16 protein-coding genes are annotated in these 15,724 nt (G+C 58.6%); 5 read left to right on the top strand and 11 right to left on the bottom strand.

The genetic code is table 11. The features are described 5' to 3' along the window. Nucleotides 1-6: 6 nt before the first annotated feature. Nucleotides 7-864, bottom strand: a complete 858-nt coding sequence (locus NDO75_RS19955; RefSeq protein ID WP_310908364.1) for a CPBP family intramembrane glutamic endopeptidase — start codon at nt 862-864, stop codon at nt 7-9. Between the two features lie 158 nt (nt 865-1,022). Then, the gene (locus tag NDO75_RS19950) at nt 1,023-1,454 is read right to left on the bottom strand and encodes a LiaF domain-containing protein (RefSeq protein WP_310908363.1); all 432 of its coding nucleotides are present in this window, start codon (nt 1,452-1,454) and stop codon (nt 1,023-1,025) included. A 19-nt stretch (nt 1,455-1,473) separates the two neighbouring features. On the opposite strand from NDO75_RS19950, the gene NDO75_RS19945 reads away from it, so the two are divergent. Both NDO75_RS19945 and NDO75_RS19940 read left to right on the top strand, forming a co-directional pair. Further along, on the top strand, nt 1,474-1,803 hold the full coding sequence (locus NDO75_RS19945; protein WP_310908362.1) for a hypothetical protein: 330 nt from the start codon (nt 1,474-1,476) through the stop codon (nt 1,801-1,803). A gap of 2 nt (nt 1,804-1,805) precedes the next feature. Next, nucleotides 1,806-2,345: a metalloregulator ArsR/SmtB family transcription factor gene (locus NDO75_RS19940; RefSeq protein ID WP_310908361.1), complete on the top strand. Its 540-nt coding sequence runs from the start codon at nt 1,806-1,808 to the stop codon at nt 2,343-2,345. Here the strand turns inward: NDO75_RS19940 and NDO75_RS19935 are convergent, their stop codons facing one another. From NDO75_RS19935 to NDO75_RS19920, 4 genes are read right to left on the bottom strand one after another with little or no spacing between them, the layout of a single operon-like run. After that, on the bottom strand, nt 2,346-2,891 hold the full coding sequence (locus NDO75_RS19935) for a hypothetical protein (RefSeq protein WP_310908360.1): 546 nt from the start codon (nt 2,889-2,891) through the stop codon (nt 2,346-2,348). Then, nucleotides 2,891-3,178, bottom strand: coding sequence for a thrombospondin type 3 repeat-containing protein (locus tag NDO75_RS19930; protein WP_310908359.1), 288 nt, complete (start codon nt 3,176-3,178; stop codon nt 2,891-2,893). The genes NDO75_RS19935 and NDO75_RS19930 overlap by 1 nt, the downstream gene beginning before the upstream one ends. Continuing rightward, complete coding sequence (locus NDO75_RS19925; RefSeq protein ID WP_310908358.1) at nt 3,162-4,031, bottom strand: FAD:protein FMN transferase; 870 nt, start codon at nt 4,029-4,031, stop codon at nt 3,162-3,164. The genes NDO75_RS19930 and NDO75_RS19925 overlap by 17 nt, the downstream gene beginning before the upstream one ends. Nucleotides 4,032-4,033: 2 nt before the next feature. Then, on the bottom strand, nt 4,034-4,324 hold the full coding sequence (locus tag NDO75_RS19920) for a hypothetical protein (RefSeq protein ID WP_310908357.1): 291 nt from the start codon (nt 4,322-4,324) through the stop codon (nt 4,034-4,036). A gap of 135 nt (nt 4,325-4,459) precedes the next feature. On the opposite strand from NDO75_RS19920, the gene NDO75_RS19915 reads away from it, so the two are divergent. Next, nucleotides 4,460-4,693, top strand: a complete 234-nt coding sequence (locus NDO75_RS19915; RefSeq protein ID WP_310908356.1) for a hypothetical protein — start codon at nt 4,460-4,462, stop codon at nt 4,691-4,693. 314 nt (nt 4,694-5,007) lie between these two features. On the opposite strand, the gene NDO75_RS19910 is transcribed toward NDO75_RS19915, so the two are convergent. Beyond that, nucleotides 5,008-5,970: a type II CAAX endopeptidase family protein gene (locus NDO75_RS19910; protein WP_310908355.1), complete on the bottom strand. Its 963-nt coding sequence runs from the start codon at nt 5,968-5,970 to the stop codon at nt 5,008-5,010. 439 nt (nt 5,971-6,409) lie between these two features. Here NDO75_RS19910 and NDO75_RS19905 point away from each other — a divergent pair, with 439 nt between their 5' ends. After that, entirely contained in the window at nt 6,410-7,306 is an 897-nt protein-coding gene (locus NDO75_RS19905; protein WP_310908354.1) for a DUF3267 domain-containing protein, read from the top strand. Nucleotides 7,307-9,018: 1,712 nt separating this feature from the next. Here the strand turns inward: NDO75_RS19905 and NDO75_RS19900 are convergent. Together NDO75_RS19900 and NDO75_RS19895 are read right to left on the bottom strand one after the other, a co-directional pair. Further along, nucleotides 9,019-9,864: a DUF6036 family nucleotidyltransferase gene (locus NDO75_RS19900; protein WP_310908353.1), complete on the bottom strand. Its 846-nt coding sequence runs from the start codon at nt 9,862-9,864 to the stop codon at nt 9,019-9,021. Next, nucleotides 9,861-10,811, bottom strand: a complete 951-nt coding sequence (locus NDO75_RS19895) for a helix-turn-helix domain-containing protein (RefSeq protein WP_310908352.1) — start codon at nt 10,809-10,811, stop codon at nt 9,861-9,863. The genes NDO75_RS19900 and NDO75_RS19895 overlap by 4 nt, the downstream gene beginning before the upstream one ends. 325 nt (nt 10,812-11,136) lie before the next feature. Here NDO75_RS19895 and NDO75_RS19890 point away from each other — a divergent pair, with 325 nt between their 5' ends. Next, a complete protein-coding gene (locus tag NDO75_RS19890) occupies nt 11,137-12,060 on the top strand; it encodes a metallophosphoesterase (RefSeq protein WP_310908351.1) in 924 nt (307 codons plus the stop codon). Between the two features lie 74 nt (nt 12,061-12,134). Here NDO75_RS19890 and NDO75_RS19885 read toward each other — a convergent pair whose 3' ends face one another. Together NDO75_RS19885 and NDO75_RS19880 are read right to left on the bottom strand one after the other, a co-directional pair. Further along, nucleotides 12,135-13,127 carry a DNA-processing protein DprA gene (locus NDO75_RS19885; RefSeq protein ID WP_310908350.1) on the bottom strand — a complete coding sequence of 331 codons (993 nt, stop codon included), beginning with the start codon at nt 13,125-13,127 and terminating at the stop codon, nt 12,135-12,137. After that, nucleotides 13,124-15,667, bottom strand: a complete 2,544-nt coding sequence (locus NDO75_RS19880) for a helix-hairpin-helix domain-containing protein (RefSeq protein ID WP_310908349.1) — start codon at nt 15,665-15,667, stop codon at nt 13,124-13,126. The genes NDO75_RS19885 and NDO75_RS19880 overlap by 4 nt, the downstream gene beginning before the upstream one ends. Nucleotides 15,668-15,724 lie beyond the last annotated feature (57 nt).

The raw sequence follows: 15,724 nt of genomic DNA, 5'->3' as shown, positions 1-15,724 counted from the left end.
GAAATCCTATGAGAACAGCGCGTTTGTTCGAGAAGCATCGGCCAATGAACGATCTTCCGAAATCGCATCTGCTTCGGCTCGTTGAACTTGCAGTCTGCCGAATAAATTGCCCAGTGTACGTGTGTAAGCAACGCTGTGCGACGTTTCATGGGTTCGGTATTCCCGCTTGAACAGGAGGACGAACCCGCCCGCGGCGACGAGTCCGAGCACCACGCCGAGAACACCCCCGCCGTTGACGACAAAAATCTGGCCGGTGACGAGTCCCTGGACGTTTCCGTAGATGTCGCCGAGAATCCAGGGGTTGAGGATGTTCCAGATCAAGTGCAAGATCGCTACGGGGAGGACGCTCCCGTCCGTGAGATAGTAGGCGTACGCGAAGGGGAACGAAACCACGAACACGGCGCTGGCCTGCACGACGGTTACTACCAGGGGATTCGCCACCCCAAGAACCGTTGCCGCGGTATAGAGAAACGCCGAATGGTAGAGTCCCCAGACAACGCCGACGGCTGCCGTCGCCGAGACTCGCCCCCACCGAGCGGTGAGTTGTGGAAGTAGATAGCCGCGCCACCCGAGTTCTTCGCCATACATGAGGGCGACGTTCAGCACGATAAATACGGGTACCAACGCAACCCCGCCCTGTCTGATGACCTGGCTAATGGCGTTGTCTGCGCCGGGTTGATAGGTTCCAAGCCCAGTTGAGAGCGCGACGAGAGCGGCCACACCGATGAACAGAACGGGGTAGATGACCGCGAACAGGAGCGCTGGTCCCGTCGTTCCACTGACCGAAGTCCTGACCGTTCGCACGATCGAATCGCCCTGGATTCGCCGGAGGGCCAGTGTCACGACCGCAGGAACGACCATCATCAGTGGCGTCGTGTACGCCGGGACTGTATTGGTAATCGTACCGAACGCGATCGTCCAACTTGTGAGCAATGTCACAGTGACGAATGCGCCGAGATAGACGGGGGGATCGAGATTCGATTGGGACATATTGTAATACAAACAATCTTTTAAGAGCGAACTCAGTCGTTCACGCTGATCCCGCCGAAGGCGACGAAGCCAGTCACGATCAGGTCGATCTCCTCGTGTTCCGCTTCGCGGCGCGGGCGCTCGTCCTCCGCACTACCGAAGATCGGTAGTACGTCGAGTCGGACGTTCCAGCCTCGAGGAACGATGATATCGACGCCTCCGAACATGGCGACGGCGCTGATCCGCGCCGGACGATCAGCCACCTCGGCATCACGCAAATCGAGTTCGTACCCGCCAAAGAGCGCGGTCAGATCCGCACCCGTAAACCGCGAGGAAGTCACTCGCTGATTCCGGCCACCGAAGACGGCGATGCCGTCCACGCTCTGCTCGCCCACCTCCTCCGCTTTCGTCAGCAGCCCGATGTCGGGACCAGTCCGACTGCCCGATTCGATGCTTGGACGACAATCCTTTTTCTTTCCCGACACCACTGTCGAGTCGAACCGAATGGCAGGGCTCGTTTCGGGATTCGTCACGATGACCGTTGCACTGACGCTCGCCCAGCAACTCGAGCAGATCATCAGTCTCGGGATTTTTCTCCTCGGCGCGGTGCTCGCACTGCTCAGCGCGCTGGCGTGGCGACGGGAACGCGACCGTCGCATGGCCGTCGTCGCCGTCGGCTATCTCATGTTCGCGATCTACGGGTTCGTCGTCTTCCTCGAGTACTACCTTTTCTCGTATCTCCCCGTGCAGACCGTCGAGTTGCTCGAGCACAGCGCGGCGGCACTCATCCTCGTGGGACTGCTCGCGTTCTTCGTCGCGTTGACTCGTGACTGACCATGACGGATTCCGACCCTGACGCGGACCCAGCGCTGGAACTGCGATCGCGGCGGACAATCTACCAGCACGTCCGCGACAATCCCGGGATCCACTTTCGGGCTCTCTTCGAGGCTCTCGAGTATGCGCAGGGAACACTGCAGTACCACCTCCGCCGGCTGGAAACCCAGGGGTTGCTCGAGAAGTCGGACGACGGGAAGTACACTCGGTACTATCCGGCAACGGAGTTCGATGAGGCTGATCAGGCCGTGATGAACGCGCTACGACGCGAGTACGCCCGCCGGATTATCGCCCACCTCGCCGTCGAAGGAGCGCTGTCGACCGCCGACCTGAGCGATCGCCTCGAGCGGTCGCCGTCGACGGTGTCGTGGCACCTCTCGAAACTCGAGGACGCGGATCTCGTGACCAAGGAGCGGAAGGGGCGCAGCGTCGAATACGACCTGCACGATCCAGAGCGCGTGCAGTATCTCTACACGATCCACCGACGAACGTTCACCGATAGAGTCGTCGACCGGCTGTTCGACCTGTGGGACAGCTACTAGCTACTGCTTCGCCGTCGCGGGCGTCGACAGCTGCCCGCTGGCCACCAGCAGGCGCAATAGCAGGACGTAGCCGAGGAACGCGATCGCCGGGGCGAAGACTGGACGGATCAGCCCCGCGACATCGGTCCCGATGGCGACTGCGTGGATCGTCGCGAACGCGAACCCGCCGTAGGCGAACGCATGGACGACCCGCGGTCCCCAGGGCCGGTCGAACCGCTGTGCGTCGAGAAAGCCGAGGACAGCGACGACGAGCACCTGCAGCGCCCCGACGCCCACCACGACACCAGCGAGCAGGTACGTCGTCGAGTAGGCGGGCTGGGGGGCTGACCCGGAGACGATGAACCAGGTGTCGAGGACACCGAGGACGCCGTGGAGGAGCGTCATGAGCATCGCAAACACCGACACTTCGATGTGGATCCGGCGAGAGAGCCGGTAGAGCGGGCCGAACGACCGCGCGGTGTAGAGGATCCCCGTCAAGACCGCCAGATACAGCGCGGGATAGGCGACCAGCGCCGCGCCACGGTCGAGATACCAAATAATCTCCATCACGAGGCCCCCGTCGTCTCAACGATGTCCGGACAGCCGTCGCTATCCTGAAAGCCGTTCGTCGTCTCCGGTCGCGTCGGGCACTGGTCCGCGTTGTCACGAATCCCGTCACCGTCGTAATCGTTCGGTGCCTGTCTCGTCGGCACCGTCGAGTCGACGAGGTCCGCCTGCTCGCGGTCGACCGCCTGCGCCTCGCGAACGTCCGCGATTCCCCACAGCACCGGCACCGTGGCGACGAGTAGCACGACCGCGACGACCGTGATCGTCCCGCTATGCGATGTGCTCATCGAATCCCTCCGTCATCCGAAAGACGCCGCCGTGAACCACGAACGCCTCGAGGTCCGGCCACGCGACTGCGCGCTCGAGCGCAGCCGACAACGGTAGTGCAGCCAGCGTCGTCGCGAGTGCGTCAGCTTCCATGCAGTCGCGGTTCGCGACCACGGTGACCGACTCATGTCGCGCACCGAGTCGCTCCGTCGTCGGATCGTAGACGTGGTCGACACCGTCGCGCTCCCGGCGATAGTCCCCGGAGGTGGCGACGTTCCAGTCGGTGTCGAGGATTTTGAGCGGACGCGAATCCCCGTAGGGGCTCTCGACGGCGATCGGGCCGGTCGGCGGCGACATATCGCCACCGCCGCTGACGAAGCCACGTCGGCCCGGCCCCGCCGCTGCGGCGGTCGCACGGTCGACGATGTACCCCTTCGCAAGACCGTTCAAGTCGAGTTCCGTCTCGGTGACAACGCGGTCGCCGTCGATGCGCACCGAGCCGGTTTCAAACGCCGGCGAAATCGATTCTCGGTCGCCGCGGAGGTACGCCTTCAGGTCGTGTTCGACCGCCCCCTGCCGGATGTCGAAGACGCCGTCGGTGCGCTCGCCGTACTCGAGGCCGCGACGGACCAAGCGAGCGACGTGTTCGTTCTCGACGCGTCCGGTCCGATTGAGATGCGCAACTGCGCTTTCCGGATCGAACGCGTTGAGTTCGGCCTCGAGTGACAGCGCGGTATCGCGGGCGCGCTCGGCTGCGGCGTTGGCGTGGTAGCCCGTCGTCCGAACCACGAAGTCGGTGTCGCAGCACCGAAACTCCAGTCTGGCATCACCGAGTCGCGTGCGGGCGGCAGTAAGGGAGTCTGCCAAGCTCATCGCTAGTCGTCCTCCTCTTCGTGTTCCTCGTATTCGCCCTCGTACTCGTCGTCCTCGAGTTCTTCGTATTCGTCGTCCTCGTGTTCACCGCCGCCTTGCGTCCCGACTGCCGGTGTGAAGTCCTCGTTCGGGGTCGGTGCATCGCTTGCAACCGTCGGGTTCTCGTCGTCGGTCAGCGAATCGACGCCGAGCCCGAGACCGGGGGCTGCCAGCGCGAGCGCGACGAAAGCAGTTAACACCGCGCCGGCGAGCGTCAGCGAAACGAGTCTGTTCGTCGGAAGTGGGGATCTCATGGGCAAGTGCAGGTAGGCTACAGCCTTATCTATCGTTTCGCGTCCATCAATCGAATGTTCGTCCAACCGTCGAATCGTCCGGACCGGTCGTCGATCGCCCACGATTCTTTGCTCTTGCCTCGAGTAACCTGACTTATGCTCACAGGGCTCTCCTGGTCGGCGCACAAGGTCAAATCTCTCGAGCCAGCGTGGGCGTTCTACGAGGAAATGTTGGAACTTCCCGTCAGTGAGCGCGGGGACGACGAACTCGTCGCCGCGGCCGATGAAACCAATCTCGTGCTCCTCCGGACGAGCGGGCTCCCCTGCGAGGCATCCCGCTTCCACTCGTGGTCGTCGGCCACGAAGGTTCGACAGTCCTTGTTTCACTGAACGGGCTCAGATTTCTTGGCTACCGTAGTTGAAGGGAGTTATAGAAGATTTCACAAAAGGGTGAGTTCGACTTCCTTTTGATGAATCAGCCAGACAGCAGGCCTGGAAACTTAACCCGGTTTACTTAGCGGCCGCAATATTTACTTGATCAGTCTTTAGCTGGTGCTGCATTCGCGCGCTGTATCTTGCACACATTGCTCAATCTATCCAGCAGCTGGCAGACAGCGCGTGCAAGATACAGAGCGTCTATACAGCAGACAAATTCGGCGACGGGAGGGGATGAACATGTACAGAGGACTACCGTCCGGGAGCGGTCACGCCCACGGCGATAGCGGATCTCCCGTCGTGATTTGCTCATCGGCGAAGTACCGGTCGTGGACGACGCAAGCGACGACGGCCACAACCGCCGCGCCGATACCGGCGACCCCGACGGCGGCGGTGAGCAGGTTGCCGGCGCCGGTCAGGTAGACTAACGAGAACGAGCCGACCGCGTTGAACGACCCGTGAAAGAACGTGGCGGCGAGGACGGACCGCGCCCGGACGGTCAGATACGTGAACACCGGCGATGCGGCGATGGTCCAAACAGTCATCGTCACGACGCCCGCTATCGGAGCCTCCGGGAAGTTATGGCCTTGGAGGATGATCGGCGCGTGCCAGACGCCCCAGACGACGCCAGTGACGCCGGAGAGCTGCCAGAATCCCAACGGTGAGAGCTCCGTCAATAGCAGCCCGCGCCAGCCGAGTTCCTCCCCGAGGGCCGCGACGGCGTTGATCGTCACTCCTGCGACGAGTCCCTGCACCACGAACAGGACCAGTGGCGGAACTGGGAGCGCCTCAAGGGTGGCGAGCGATTGCTCGATCTGTTCCTCGGAGAACCCCTGCTCGGCGAGGAACGCGCCGTAGTCCGTCGTGAAAGAGACGCTCGGAAGTGCCACGCCGATACCGATGGTCGCGGCCAGGAGTGCGACCGGGGCTAGCCACGCCAACACGCTCCAGCGGAGTCGTCCCCTGACTAAGCCGGTGCCGGCGCGGATCGGCTCCTCGTACCACAACTGGACCGCGACCGCGGCGACCGCAGGCGCCCACATGAAGAAGACCACCACGAGTACAGTGCTCGCAATCGTGTTGTACTCGACGCCAACGAGGTACAACACGGCCGCTGCGGTCCACGAGATACCGAACGCGAGCGCGACGAACGCGGCGACCTTTCGTGCGTCGACTGTGGAACCGTCTAGACGGTAATCCGTCCTCTCCCGAGTGGAGCCCCGTTCAGACATGTTCTAGGCTGAGAGACCAGACTCGGCTTTCGACTCGAAGAACTGGCTCACCACGGCAAAGACAAGTCCCGTCTCGATACCGATCAGGATTCCTTGATTCATGTCCCTGAAGTAGGCCCCCAAGAGGATGGGAACCACGAACACGACCACAATCGGACCCCTGGTTTTCCATCACATTCACCACGCTAGCATGGGTGTAGTAGTAAATAACGTCTAGCAATACGCATTTCCCCTGCATCGATTCGCGTGTCGGTGGAGCGAATCCGTGCTGCATTCGCGCTTTGTATCTTGCAGAGGTGTGGAAAAACATCTATTTCCTGTCAAAAGGACCGTGCGAGACACAGAGAATTACCGTAGTGTTGCATACGCGCTCTGTGCCCGTCGGCGTTCGTAGATTCAAGAAGATGCATTGAGAATTCGTCTCTACCGAGGGACGCTCGTGAGCAATCACGTAGATGAAGAACTACTGGCGCAGTTCAGCCTGTCACGTGCACTCGTACTCCAGTGGACTGTCGTGAGTATAATCGGGTTCCTGATCTCTGTCGGCGGATTTCTCGTCCTGTATGTTCTCGTGACTGGGGACGAAACCGCTCTGGTGGGGAGCCTGGGTGTGGGTATCGAGGAAGTCTGGTGGTGGAACCTTGCCCTCTCGGTTGTGGCTCTCGTCGCCGTGATGGCGCTGGTCATCGTACCCCACGAACTCTGTCACGGGTTAGTTATGAAAGCCTTCGGCGGCCACCCTCGGTACGGCATCGGGGTCGCGTACGTTGTCTTCCCGTACGCATTTGCGACGACCGAGACACGGTTCACCCGCAATCAGTTCCTCGTGATTGCGCTGGCTCCACTGGTGGTGTTGACGCTGGCCGGTGTTCCAGTTATGATTCTGTTTGAGTGGCCCTGGCTGGCCGTCCCGCTGGCACTCAATGCTGGTGGTGCTGTCGGAGACGTTTGGATGGCGTTGGTACTCCTCAGCTATCCGGCCGAGGTAACCGTCCTTGACAGCACGACTGGCCTCGAGATATACGGAGCGCCGGGGTTAGACCGGTGGGACACGGCTCCAGCAACTGTCGTCTGGGATTTGCTCGTTGGGTTTGCTGGTGGCGTCCTGATCGTCGCACTGACCGTCGGTGTACTGGTGCCGTTCGTATTGGCAGCTGTTGGTGCTGGATCCGTCCTTTTGGGAATTCCGGACTCACCGCTCTATATCTTCGAGTTCAGTCGAACGCCAAACGGCGTTGAATTCTCTGCTGGCCCGGGAATCGTCATTATTGGTGCGATTATCGGATTACTCTATGGATACATTCGTTCGGGCCAGCACCGAAATGTCGTTCCGTGATGGTGTTGTGGAAGAACCATCTGACTGACCGAGGGGACCGTATTCAACACAATCTACTCTCCGTGCAACTGTCCCTGTACGAACCTAACGCCGTCCCTCCCATCAGCTAATAGAGGTGTTTGGAGAGCCGTGCTGAATACAGAGCGCGAATGTTGCACGAACTCAGACCCGATTTGTGAAGGTGGTGATCGCTCGGTACAGGCGAGACAGTTCTCATAGCTGCTACGTTCCATTCGAATACTATGTGTTAATTCATCTCTGCGATTGTCTGTGGAGAGTAACCAAAATATGTGGGACCATTCTTCAAGCGACTGCACGCTGTGAGGACTATTTGGGTGAAGAATATGGCCGAGTCCAAACGACTCATGGCTGAATGTGACCGCTGTGAATCGGTGTACGCCGCCAAGGTACTTCAATCGGGAAAAATCCGCCCCATCGGAACGAGCAATTGTACCTGCGGGTGTGATGGATTTAGACAAGTATCGATATAAGTTCCGTTTCTGCACAGAGAATGTTAGGCAGATATTGGCGGTCCTCTTCGATCAGTGTCTAGTCTGCAGATCTACTGATTGCCTGATTCAGCGCAGTTCGTTCGGAACAAACTAAGTCGGTTTGCTGAACTCATCCTCTGGGCCTTGTTTACACGCGGTGCAGATCGTCCTCTACGGCTGTTATCCAAACAACAAACCGAGTCGAGAGACGTTCACGAACTGGTTCTGTTTACCCGTCGTAACTACTAACCGGTTCCTTCGGGAGCGTCTAAACAGGGCTCATCCTCTGTATTCAGCACGCGGCTTTTGACAGTTATCGGAGAAACCGACGGTCACTCCGTTACCTACTTGATCTGTATCAAACAGCAACTTCGAGCAAGTAGAGGCTGAAAATACCGTCCGAGAATTTGGGGAGGATCGGACAAATGAACTCGAGTCAGCAGTAAGCACAGTAGACAGGTTTATCGGGAAACACGTCAATATATTATTATATGTCGACAGAAAGCGCCGAACAAAGGAACGGTGCCATGCCTCGCCTGTGGCAATCGTTTTGATTATCTCACGTCAGGTCACCTTCCGTCGTCGAACTGCAAGTCCGGAGCACCAACTGATATCGGAACGTACAGAAGTTGGGTCGCGGCGGAGTACGAGATCGACGAAGGTGATCCGATCTTCGAACCGAATCAAATTCAAAAGCCTCAACACTACCGCCAGCACGCCGAACGCCTCGAATTGCCGAAATAGACTGCTGCGTTTCCACAAAGACTGTTCTCAATGCTGGATCACGAGTATTTAGTGTGCTCCGTGGATCCCGGACATCGGCTACCGGACTATAATTATGGGTGAAATTCAAACGCCATTACACAAGTGTTGGATTAAGGGAGAAATCGAACCCAAGCCCAAAGCGAAGCAGCGATTTGCTGCGGTTCTGTGTCCGAGAGCACAGACAGGTCGGGCGGACGACTCGAGTTAGCAATAAGTACACCTGAGCTATGTTTCGATGAGAGTGAAGTCTGTACCGCTGCAGGCAGGGCACGACTCCCAATTCACTGGGTCAGGGTTAGTATTACTCCTTGCTCGCAGAACAAATCCACAGGCCTGACACTCACTAAAGACGTCCAAGCAAGAGCATATATGGGATTCGTTCTCTTCCCTTTTCTACCACACTAGTTTGGTAATAGGAAGAACGAGGACACCACTAGTTACTTCCACCACAGTATATTAGGACCGATGAAATTCGTCGTGCTTCCCGGTATCTCGTATCCCCTCAGTGGTCCGTTCGACGAATCCGTACTGCTCGAGATACCCGTATCGACGTTCGATTTCATCTTCTGATACGTCTAACGTCGACGCGAGTTCGCTAACGGATTTTGCGGTGTCCTCGTCTAACTGCAACCGGAGTTCGTATCCCTTCATGTACTGTTGGTAGTACTCTCGAACAACATCGTCGAGTGGTGTCTGGATACCTTCGTTCTGATCGAGTCGTTCCAGCGACTCAGAGATCACCGTGACAAAGTGTTCACCGCCCAAGAGGTCTACTTGGCATTCGATTTCCTCTTCGATCACATCGAAGTCGAGATCTGTCTGGACGAGTGTCGCCATGTCTCCGATATCGTCCGGACGCTCTGCGACGGCCTTGAAAAGAAAGATATCTTCGAACGAAACGAGGCCGACTGAGAAAGACTCGTCCGAAAGAAACGCCTCACTCCGCGCTTGCATTCCGTCGCTGAAATACAGCTTATCAGAAATCTGCCGATAGAAGACGTCGAACTGACAGCCGGCATCGTTTCGAACGCAGTGACGCGCTCCTAACCGATCATATTCGTCACCGAGATCGGTAACTTCCTCATAGCCGAGGTCGTCGAGTACCCCCAGTAGACGGCTAAGGGCCGCCTCGTCCACGACGACGAGATCGATATCTTTGGTCGTGTCCTTGAGAGACGGCTCGTGAAGTGACATTGCGCCACCGCCGATGAGATAGGCATCAACGTCTGTCTGGATATGATCTGCAATTTCTTGGAGTTCGGCCTCGATATAATTACGACCGAATCGTTCTCGAGAACTCATACAGTGATCTCATAGTCTCTGGCCGTTTGTTTGAAGTCTTCCCATTTGGGCAGTTGCTCAGTTGTTGTAGTTCCGTCTGTCTCTAAGTATTCGATGAGTTCATTTACGATAGCCCGTAGATCGTTCGTCGCTTCGGGGAGATAGTGTTCAGCACGCTTCCGCAATTCCGGTTGCTCGATGTCCTGCTGTTGCATCAATAAGAGACAGTACGTTCGGTACCGGGGACCGTCATCGATCAGTAGTGTGTGGCAGACTAATTCTGCGGGAGTAATCTCTGAGAGGCGATCCGTCCGGAAGTAGTGTCGCCTATCCCTCGTGAGAAGCGGGACATCGAACGCTTCGAACAGGGCAGGCCCGGTCAGGTAAAATCCGTCAGCGGTAACGTCACTGTCGCAGGCGAAGAGGTATTCATCGTGTGTTTCCCAGAGAAATTTGAGTCCACTTGCGTGTCGCTCTGCTTCGCGACGATGTTTCTGGTGGAGCAGTCCTCGAGCGATCGGGGCCAACACTACAAACGGATCATTGAGACGATACTGGGACTTCGATTTCCCAACGACACCGACGCGCTGAAAGTCATTTAACCGACGATATATTGTCGCCTTACTAACACCACTCAGTTCAGCTAACTCGGTTGCGGTCCGTCCTTGATCGAGATAATAGAGCACGAGTAACCCAGTGCCAGCGATGAGATCGGACAAATCCATGTGGCTATATTCCGTAAGCAGACCCTCGAGTTGCTCGATTGGTTCGATATCCGTCGGAGAAACCAACTTTTGCCGACCGGGTTGCTTGGTTTGGACGTAGCCGTAGGCTTCTAATTCGGAGACGATACGTGAGGTATGGCCAGCGCTCCAATCGAGTTGGTCAGCGAGCGTACTGATACCCACTTCCGACCCATCCTCCTCTATAAGATGTGATAAGAGTCGGAAGTGGCTTTTTTCTACCATGTCGTCTCATATTACGCAAACGATTTATAAGAACCTTTCGTTATTTGAGACTACATGGCAGAGTTTTAATAAGTTATATTTCAAACATTACTGATAGCACACCCATACAATAGGATATTAACCAACAGAACACTATTTCCGGTGATTTTGTTGGTTAAGAGAGCTGTCTTCCTACGAACCACGGACACCACCAACGGAATTTTCAACGGCGACGATTCTCTCGAGGAGTCAGTCGAATTGTCGGATTCACTCCCGCCGTTTACGGCGGGATTCTCTCCTCGCAGAAAGATAGTAAGTTACTCCGTCAATCCGTAGGGACGGACAGATGCCACTCGATACCGCCGACGAAACTCAACTCACTCCCTCCACTCGAGATTCCATCGACGGTCTCCCCAGCGAGGGCGAACCGCCGACTATTGTCAGTATCAGTGACATCCACGGCTATCTCGAGTCGGTCCGAGGCGCACTACTAACGGTGGCAGATCACCCAAATTTCGATCCAATAGTCGTCCGCGGAAGGGACGGAACGCTCCACTGGGCGGACGAGAATTACGTGCTCGTGTTCAACGGCGATCTCATCGATAGAGGGCCGGCGAACGAGGAGGTTCTCGAGTTGGTCGCCAGGCTCGTCGACGAAGCCCCGCCCGGACGGGTTCGCATCACCCTCGGCAACCACGAGGCAATCATACTCTCGCCAGACCACTTCGGATTCCCGCAGTGGTTCGCTGGCGCAGTGGATACTGACGATCGTCGGCTGTTTCTCGAGCAGATCGTGGCGGGCCACATCGTAGCGGCCTATCGCGGGCACAACGTCACCTACGTCCACGCGGGGTCGCCGACAGGCTACCGAGTCGAGGACGTCAACGAGTCGCTCGTCGATGCCGCGACGAAACTGCTCGAGGCTGCCGGAACCGAGGAGGATGTAGCGATGCAGCGGCGGGTCATCGACGATCATCAGCGTGTTCTCGGAGTCGGAAAGGGGCATCCGAAGAGCCCGGGTGCGGGACTCGTCTGGCTCGACTTCGATCATTTGCCTCCGGATGCGCCGCCTCAAGTCGTCGGCCACACCCGCCACACTACACCACAGCGTAAGGGGCAGGTGTACTGTCAAAACGTGCTTCGGGAGAACCTCGATTCGGATGGGGGTGAAGCTGTGTTCGTCGAAACGCCAGAGTCCCTGTCTGCTCTTACCCGGGAGGCCGACGGCAGCGTCACGATGACCGAACTCGAGCGATTCAGCGGACAGTAAGAGGCTACAACTCTGGTAGCCATTCCGTATACCTGAGAAATAGCCGATCTGGAGTGTTCTCCAGAGAGAACCGCTTAGCGCTCGTCGCTATCTGATCCCCAATCAGCTAACGTTGCTTGCCCGGTATCGTCACCGCTGTGTCCCGTCTCGCTGTCCAAACCTGCGTCCGAGGAGCGGGCGGAACCCTCTCGTTGGTACCACTCGACGATCTCCGGTGCCGTTTCGATCGCCAGTGGCGAACCGGTGTTCACGATTTCGGTAACCCCTTTGTACGGTTGGATATCGAGCGTCGATGTCGGAACGAACACTTGCCGCTCCTGTGCGGTTGCGTCGTCGTACTGAGACATCGTCCCTCCCGAGCCGTCAGTAGCCACAATAACCAGACCGGGACTCAGTGCGGAGAGCGTTTTGTTCCGATCGAGGAATCCGGATCGCGTCGGCCCTGCAGTCGGGCGGCGGTGTGAGACGAGAACGCCATCGGTATCGACGATTTGCTCGAACAACGGTTCGTTTTCTTCCGGGTATGGCGTTTCGACCCCCGTCCCGAGTACGACGACTGTCGCTCCCCCGGCCTCGAGCGCGCCCTCGTGAGCCGCCGTATCAGCACCCGTCGCACCTCCGCTAACGATCGCGTATCCCTCAGCGGCGAGGTCTCGAGCGATTTCACGGGCCCACTTCTGACCGGCGATGTTCGTTTCGCGGGACCCGGAGAAGCTGATGGACCGCTGCTGGAGTAGCTCGGTGTTCCCCTTCGCGTAGATGACGAGTGGCGAATGCTGGGCGGCGAGCGCAGCGGGATACCGATCGTCTTCGATTCCGATGACGTCGATCCCGTCGGCTCGGTAGCGGTCGAACCGCTGGCGCGTCTCCTCGATGATCGGTTCGAGCGACTGCAAGCGGTCGTACGCTTCCGCGTCGACGTAGTGGTACTCCGAAAACGCATCTCGAGGGCTATCGAGGAGGTCGTCGATATCCTCGAACGTTCGGTACAGTTCGAGCGCCCGCTTGTCACCGATGCCACCGATCTCGGTGAGGGCCACGAGCCCGGCGAGGTCGTCGAGGTTCACTTCTCTGTCCCCGCTACGATCTCGGAGGCGTATCCGTCGGGTGACGTTACTTTTCTCGTTTCGATCGCTTCCCCCGGTGTGAATCCAAGCGTGAGAGCGAGAACGCGTCCCGCCCCGGCCTCACGGAGCGCATGGGCGCCTGCGAGAAGTGAACTGCCAGTCGTACTCACATCGTCGAGTAGGACCACCGTCTCCCCGTCGAGTTTCGACCGGCAGTGAAGCGTCTGCGTGGGGTTCCGAACCGCTTCGAGTCGCTCCTCGCGAGACTTCCCGCGCTGTCGCTCGACCGTTTCGGTCCGCTCTAAGAGCGGCGTGTAAATGATAGACGTATCGAGAACAGCCTCCTGTGCGAGTTCGACCAAGGGTTCACTGAGCGAGGACGCCTCGTGGCTCGGAAAGACGCAGATATAATCGTACTCCCAGTAATCCTGGAGGAGACGTCGATTGACTAAGTCCTGTAGTCGGGGTAGGAAGAACTCGACCGGTTCTGACGATCCGGACTTCGCCAACTGCCGCAACTGCTGGAAAAATATTCCCGGTGGTCGATACCAGTCGAGAGCGAACGCTGGTACTGATCGCCGTACCGGTGACTCTGACGGCGGCTCGATCCGCCCGAATAGGTGCGTCAGTTTCTCGTGGGTCCCCAGGAACGAATCGATTTCCTCCGGCGTCGTCGGTGTCGCCTCAACGACTGGGCCCTCGAGTTCCTCCACCGGGACCGAGTCGGAGAGCATATCGAGGTCCACCGTATGTTCGGCATCGAGATCGGCGAAGATCCGCCTGTAGAGGTCCGAAACTGGAACGGTTCGGTCAGTCGTGGCTCCCTCGGGATCCGTGGGAACAGATGGATACGCCGGAAACTGATCTAACACGATCAGTGCCTGTTCGAGTTCGGCCCGAGAGGTGACGACTTCCGGGAGCGGATGCTCTCCCTGTGGGGGCACGGGCCGAACGAGCACTTCGGGCTTCTCGAACCGTGCCCGTTCGCGCAGCCACTCACGGGTCTCGGGTTGAAACGGCTCGATGTCGATCGTCTGATACTCCGTAATCCAGTTCCCGTTGCCGAACGCCCGACGATACGCAGTGGTGCTAAATGGGAGCCGGGACTGATGTTGCGGGCCGTAGCCGGCGAACGCGATGTCGGCCGATCCGAACGCGATACAGGCGTCCAACAGGACGTAGTACTGCACGAGCGGATCGGTCAAATCGTCCGGTTCGTGCGGGCTATCTGGAGAGAGGATGAACAGCTCGAGCACCTTCCGCATGCTACGGACTGATTCGTAATACTCCGACAGGGCGTTTGCCTCCACGGCGACACCGTCGTCCGTCACTACACGCTGATCGTCGTCGGCAGCCGAGCTCGAGCGATTCCCGGTACCGTCGTCCGGTCCAGATGTCGGCTTCCCGGTTCGCTGTGACGCCGCCTCGAGGATGACCCGTGCCCGCCGGTTTCGAATCCCGTCGATCGAGCGCAGCTCGTCGAGCGGCGTCTCGACCAGTTCGTCGACTGTCGCGATTCCGGCCTGCTCGAGCGTGTATCCCGTCATCGGACCGAGACCGGAGACGGAATACAGCCCGTCCCCGCGAGCCATATCGCCGACGTACTGGCTGAGAATACGAAGGGCTTCCTCCCGTGTCGCCCCGCGCTCGCCGAGCGCATCGAGCGTTTGCTCGATTTGCTTCTCGTCCAAATCCGAGTGCGCCAGAATCGACTCCCGAGTCGGCTCCACCGACGGATCGTCCGTCGGACTCGAGCGGCCGGTCGTCTCCTGGGGTGTGTCCTCCCCTGTCCGGTCGACGTCGGCCGGCACGGAATCGGTGCCGTCTCCGGTGGCTGGAATATCAACGCCGGCCAACAGTCCGTATAGCGGCCACACGCTCGCGAACGTCTCGCAAACTCGGTCTACGATCTCCGGGTCGTTTCGAACGTCGGCGAACGTCAGATCTGCCGTGAGAAGAACGCCGTCAGAACAATCTTCTCCTACTTCTCGTACCGTCTCCAGTGTGGGTGCACGAAGAGTTCGATCGCCAACGTGGAGGACGTGGTTCTCGTGGTCCGCGAGATGAGCCGCGATCTCGTCGGCGTGTCGCTGGAGACGACTCGTGAACGCCTCGAGAACCGACTCCGTAACCCAGGGTCCGAGATACACGCCGCAGAGCACGTCACGATCGAAAAACCCCCGCTTGTCGCCACCGTCGAGGCCGAACTCGAGCTGGAGTCCCTTCGTCCGACCACCGATCTCCCGGTACTGTTCGTGAGCCAATGAGAGCCACATCGCTCGTGTCCCCTCCTGCGTGGAGGTGCCCGCCTCGAGGCCAGGCGATCCGTCGGCTTCACCCCAGACGAAATCGTCGAACCACTCGTGACCCGAAAACGTCCGCTCGACGAGCTCGAGTACGCGTTGCCCCTTCCGCTCGAGGTCGGGTAGTCGGTCACTTCTATCGGCGTCCCCACAGAGTTGCCGAATGTCTTCCTCAGTGAACGTCACTGACGTATCGGTGGACGAAATCGGGTCTCGAGATCCCTCTGGCGTGGTCATACAGGTGTTTTCTGGGAAATTGATATAACGTTGATGGGCACGACGGCGTCGGTCGGA

Origin of the sequence: Natrinema sp. 1APR25-10V2 (assembly GCF_031626495.1) — an archaeon.
Taxonomy (GTDB): Archaea; Halobacteriota; Halobacteria; order Halobacteriales; family Natrialbaceae; genus Natrinema.
The sequence above is the reverse complement of the archived record's forward strand: the minus strand, read 5'-3'. Positions and strand labels throughout refer to the sequence as shown.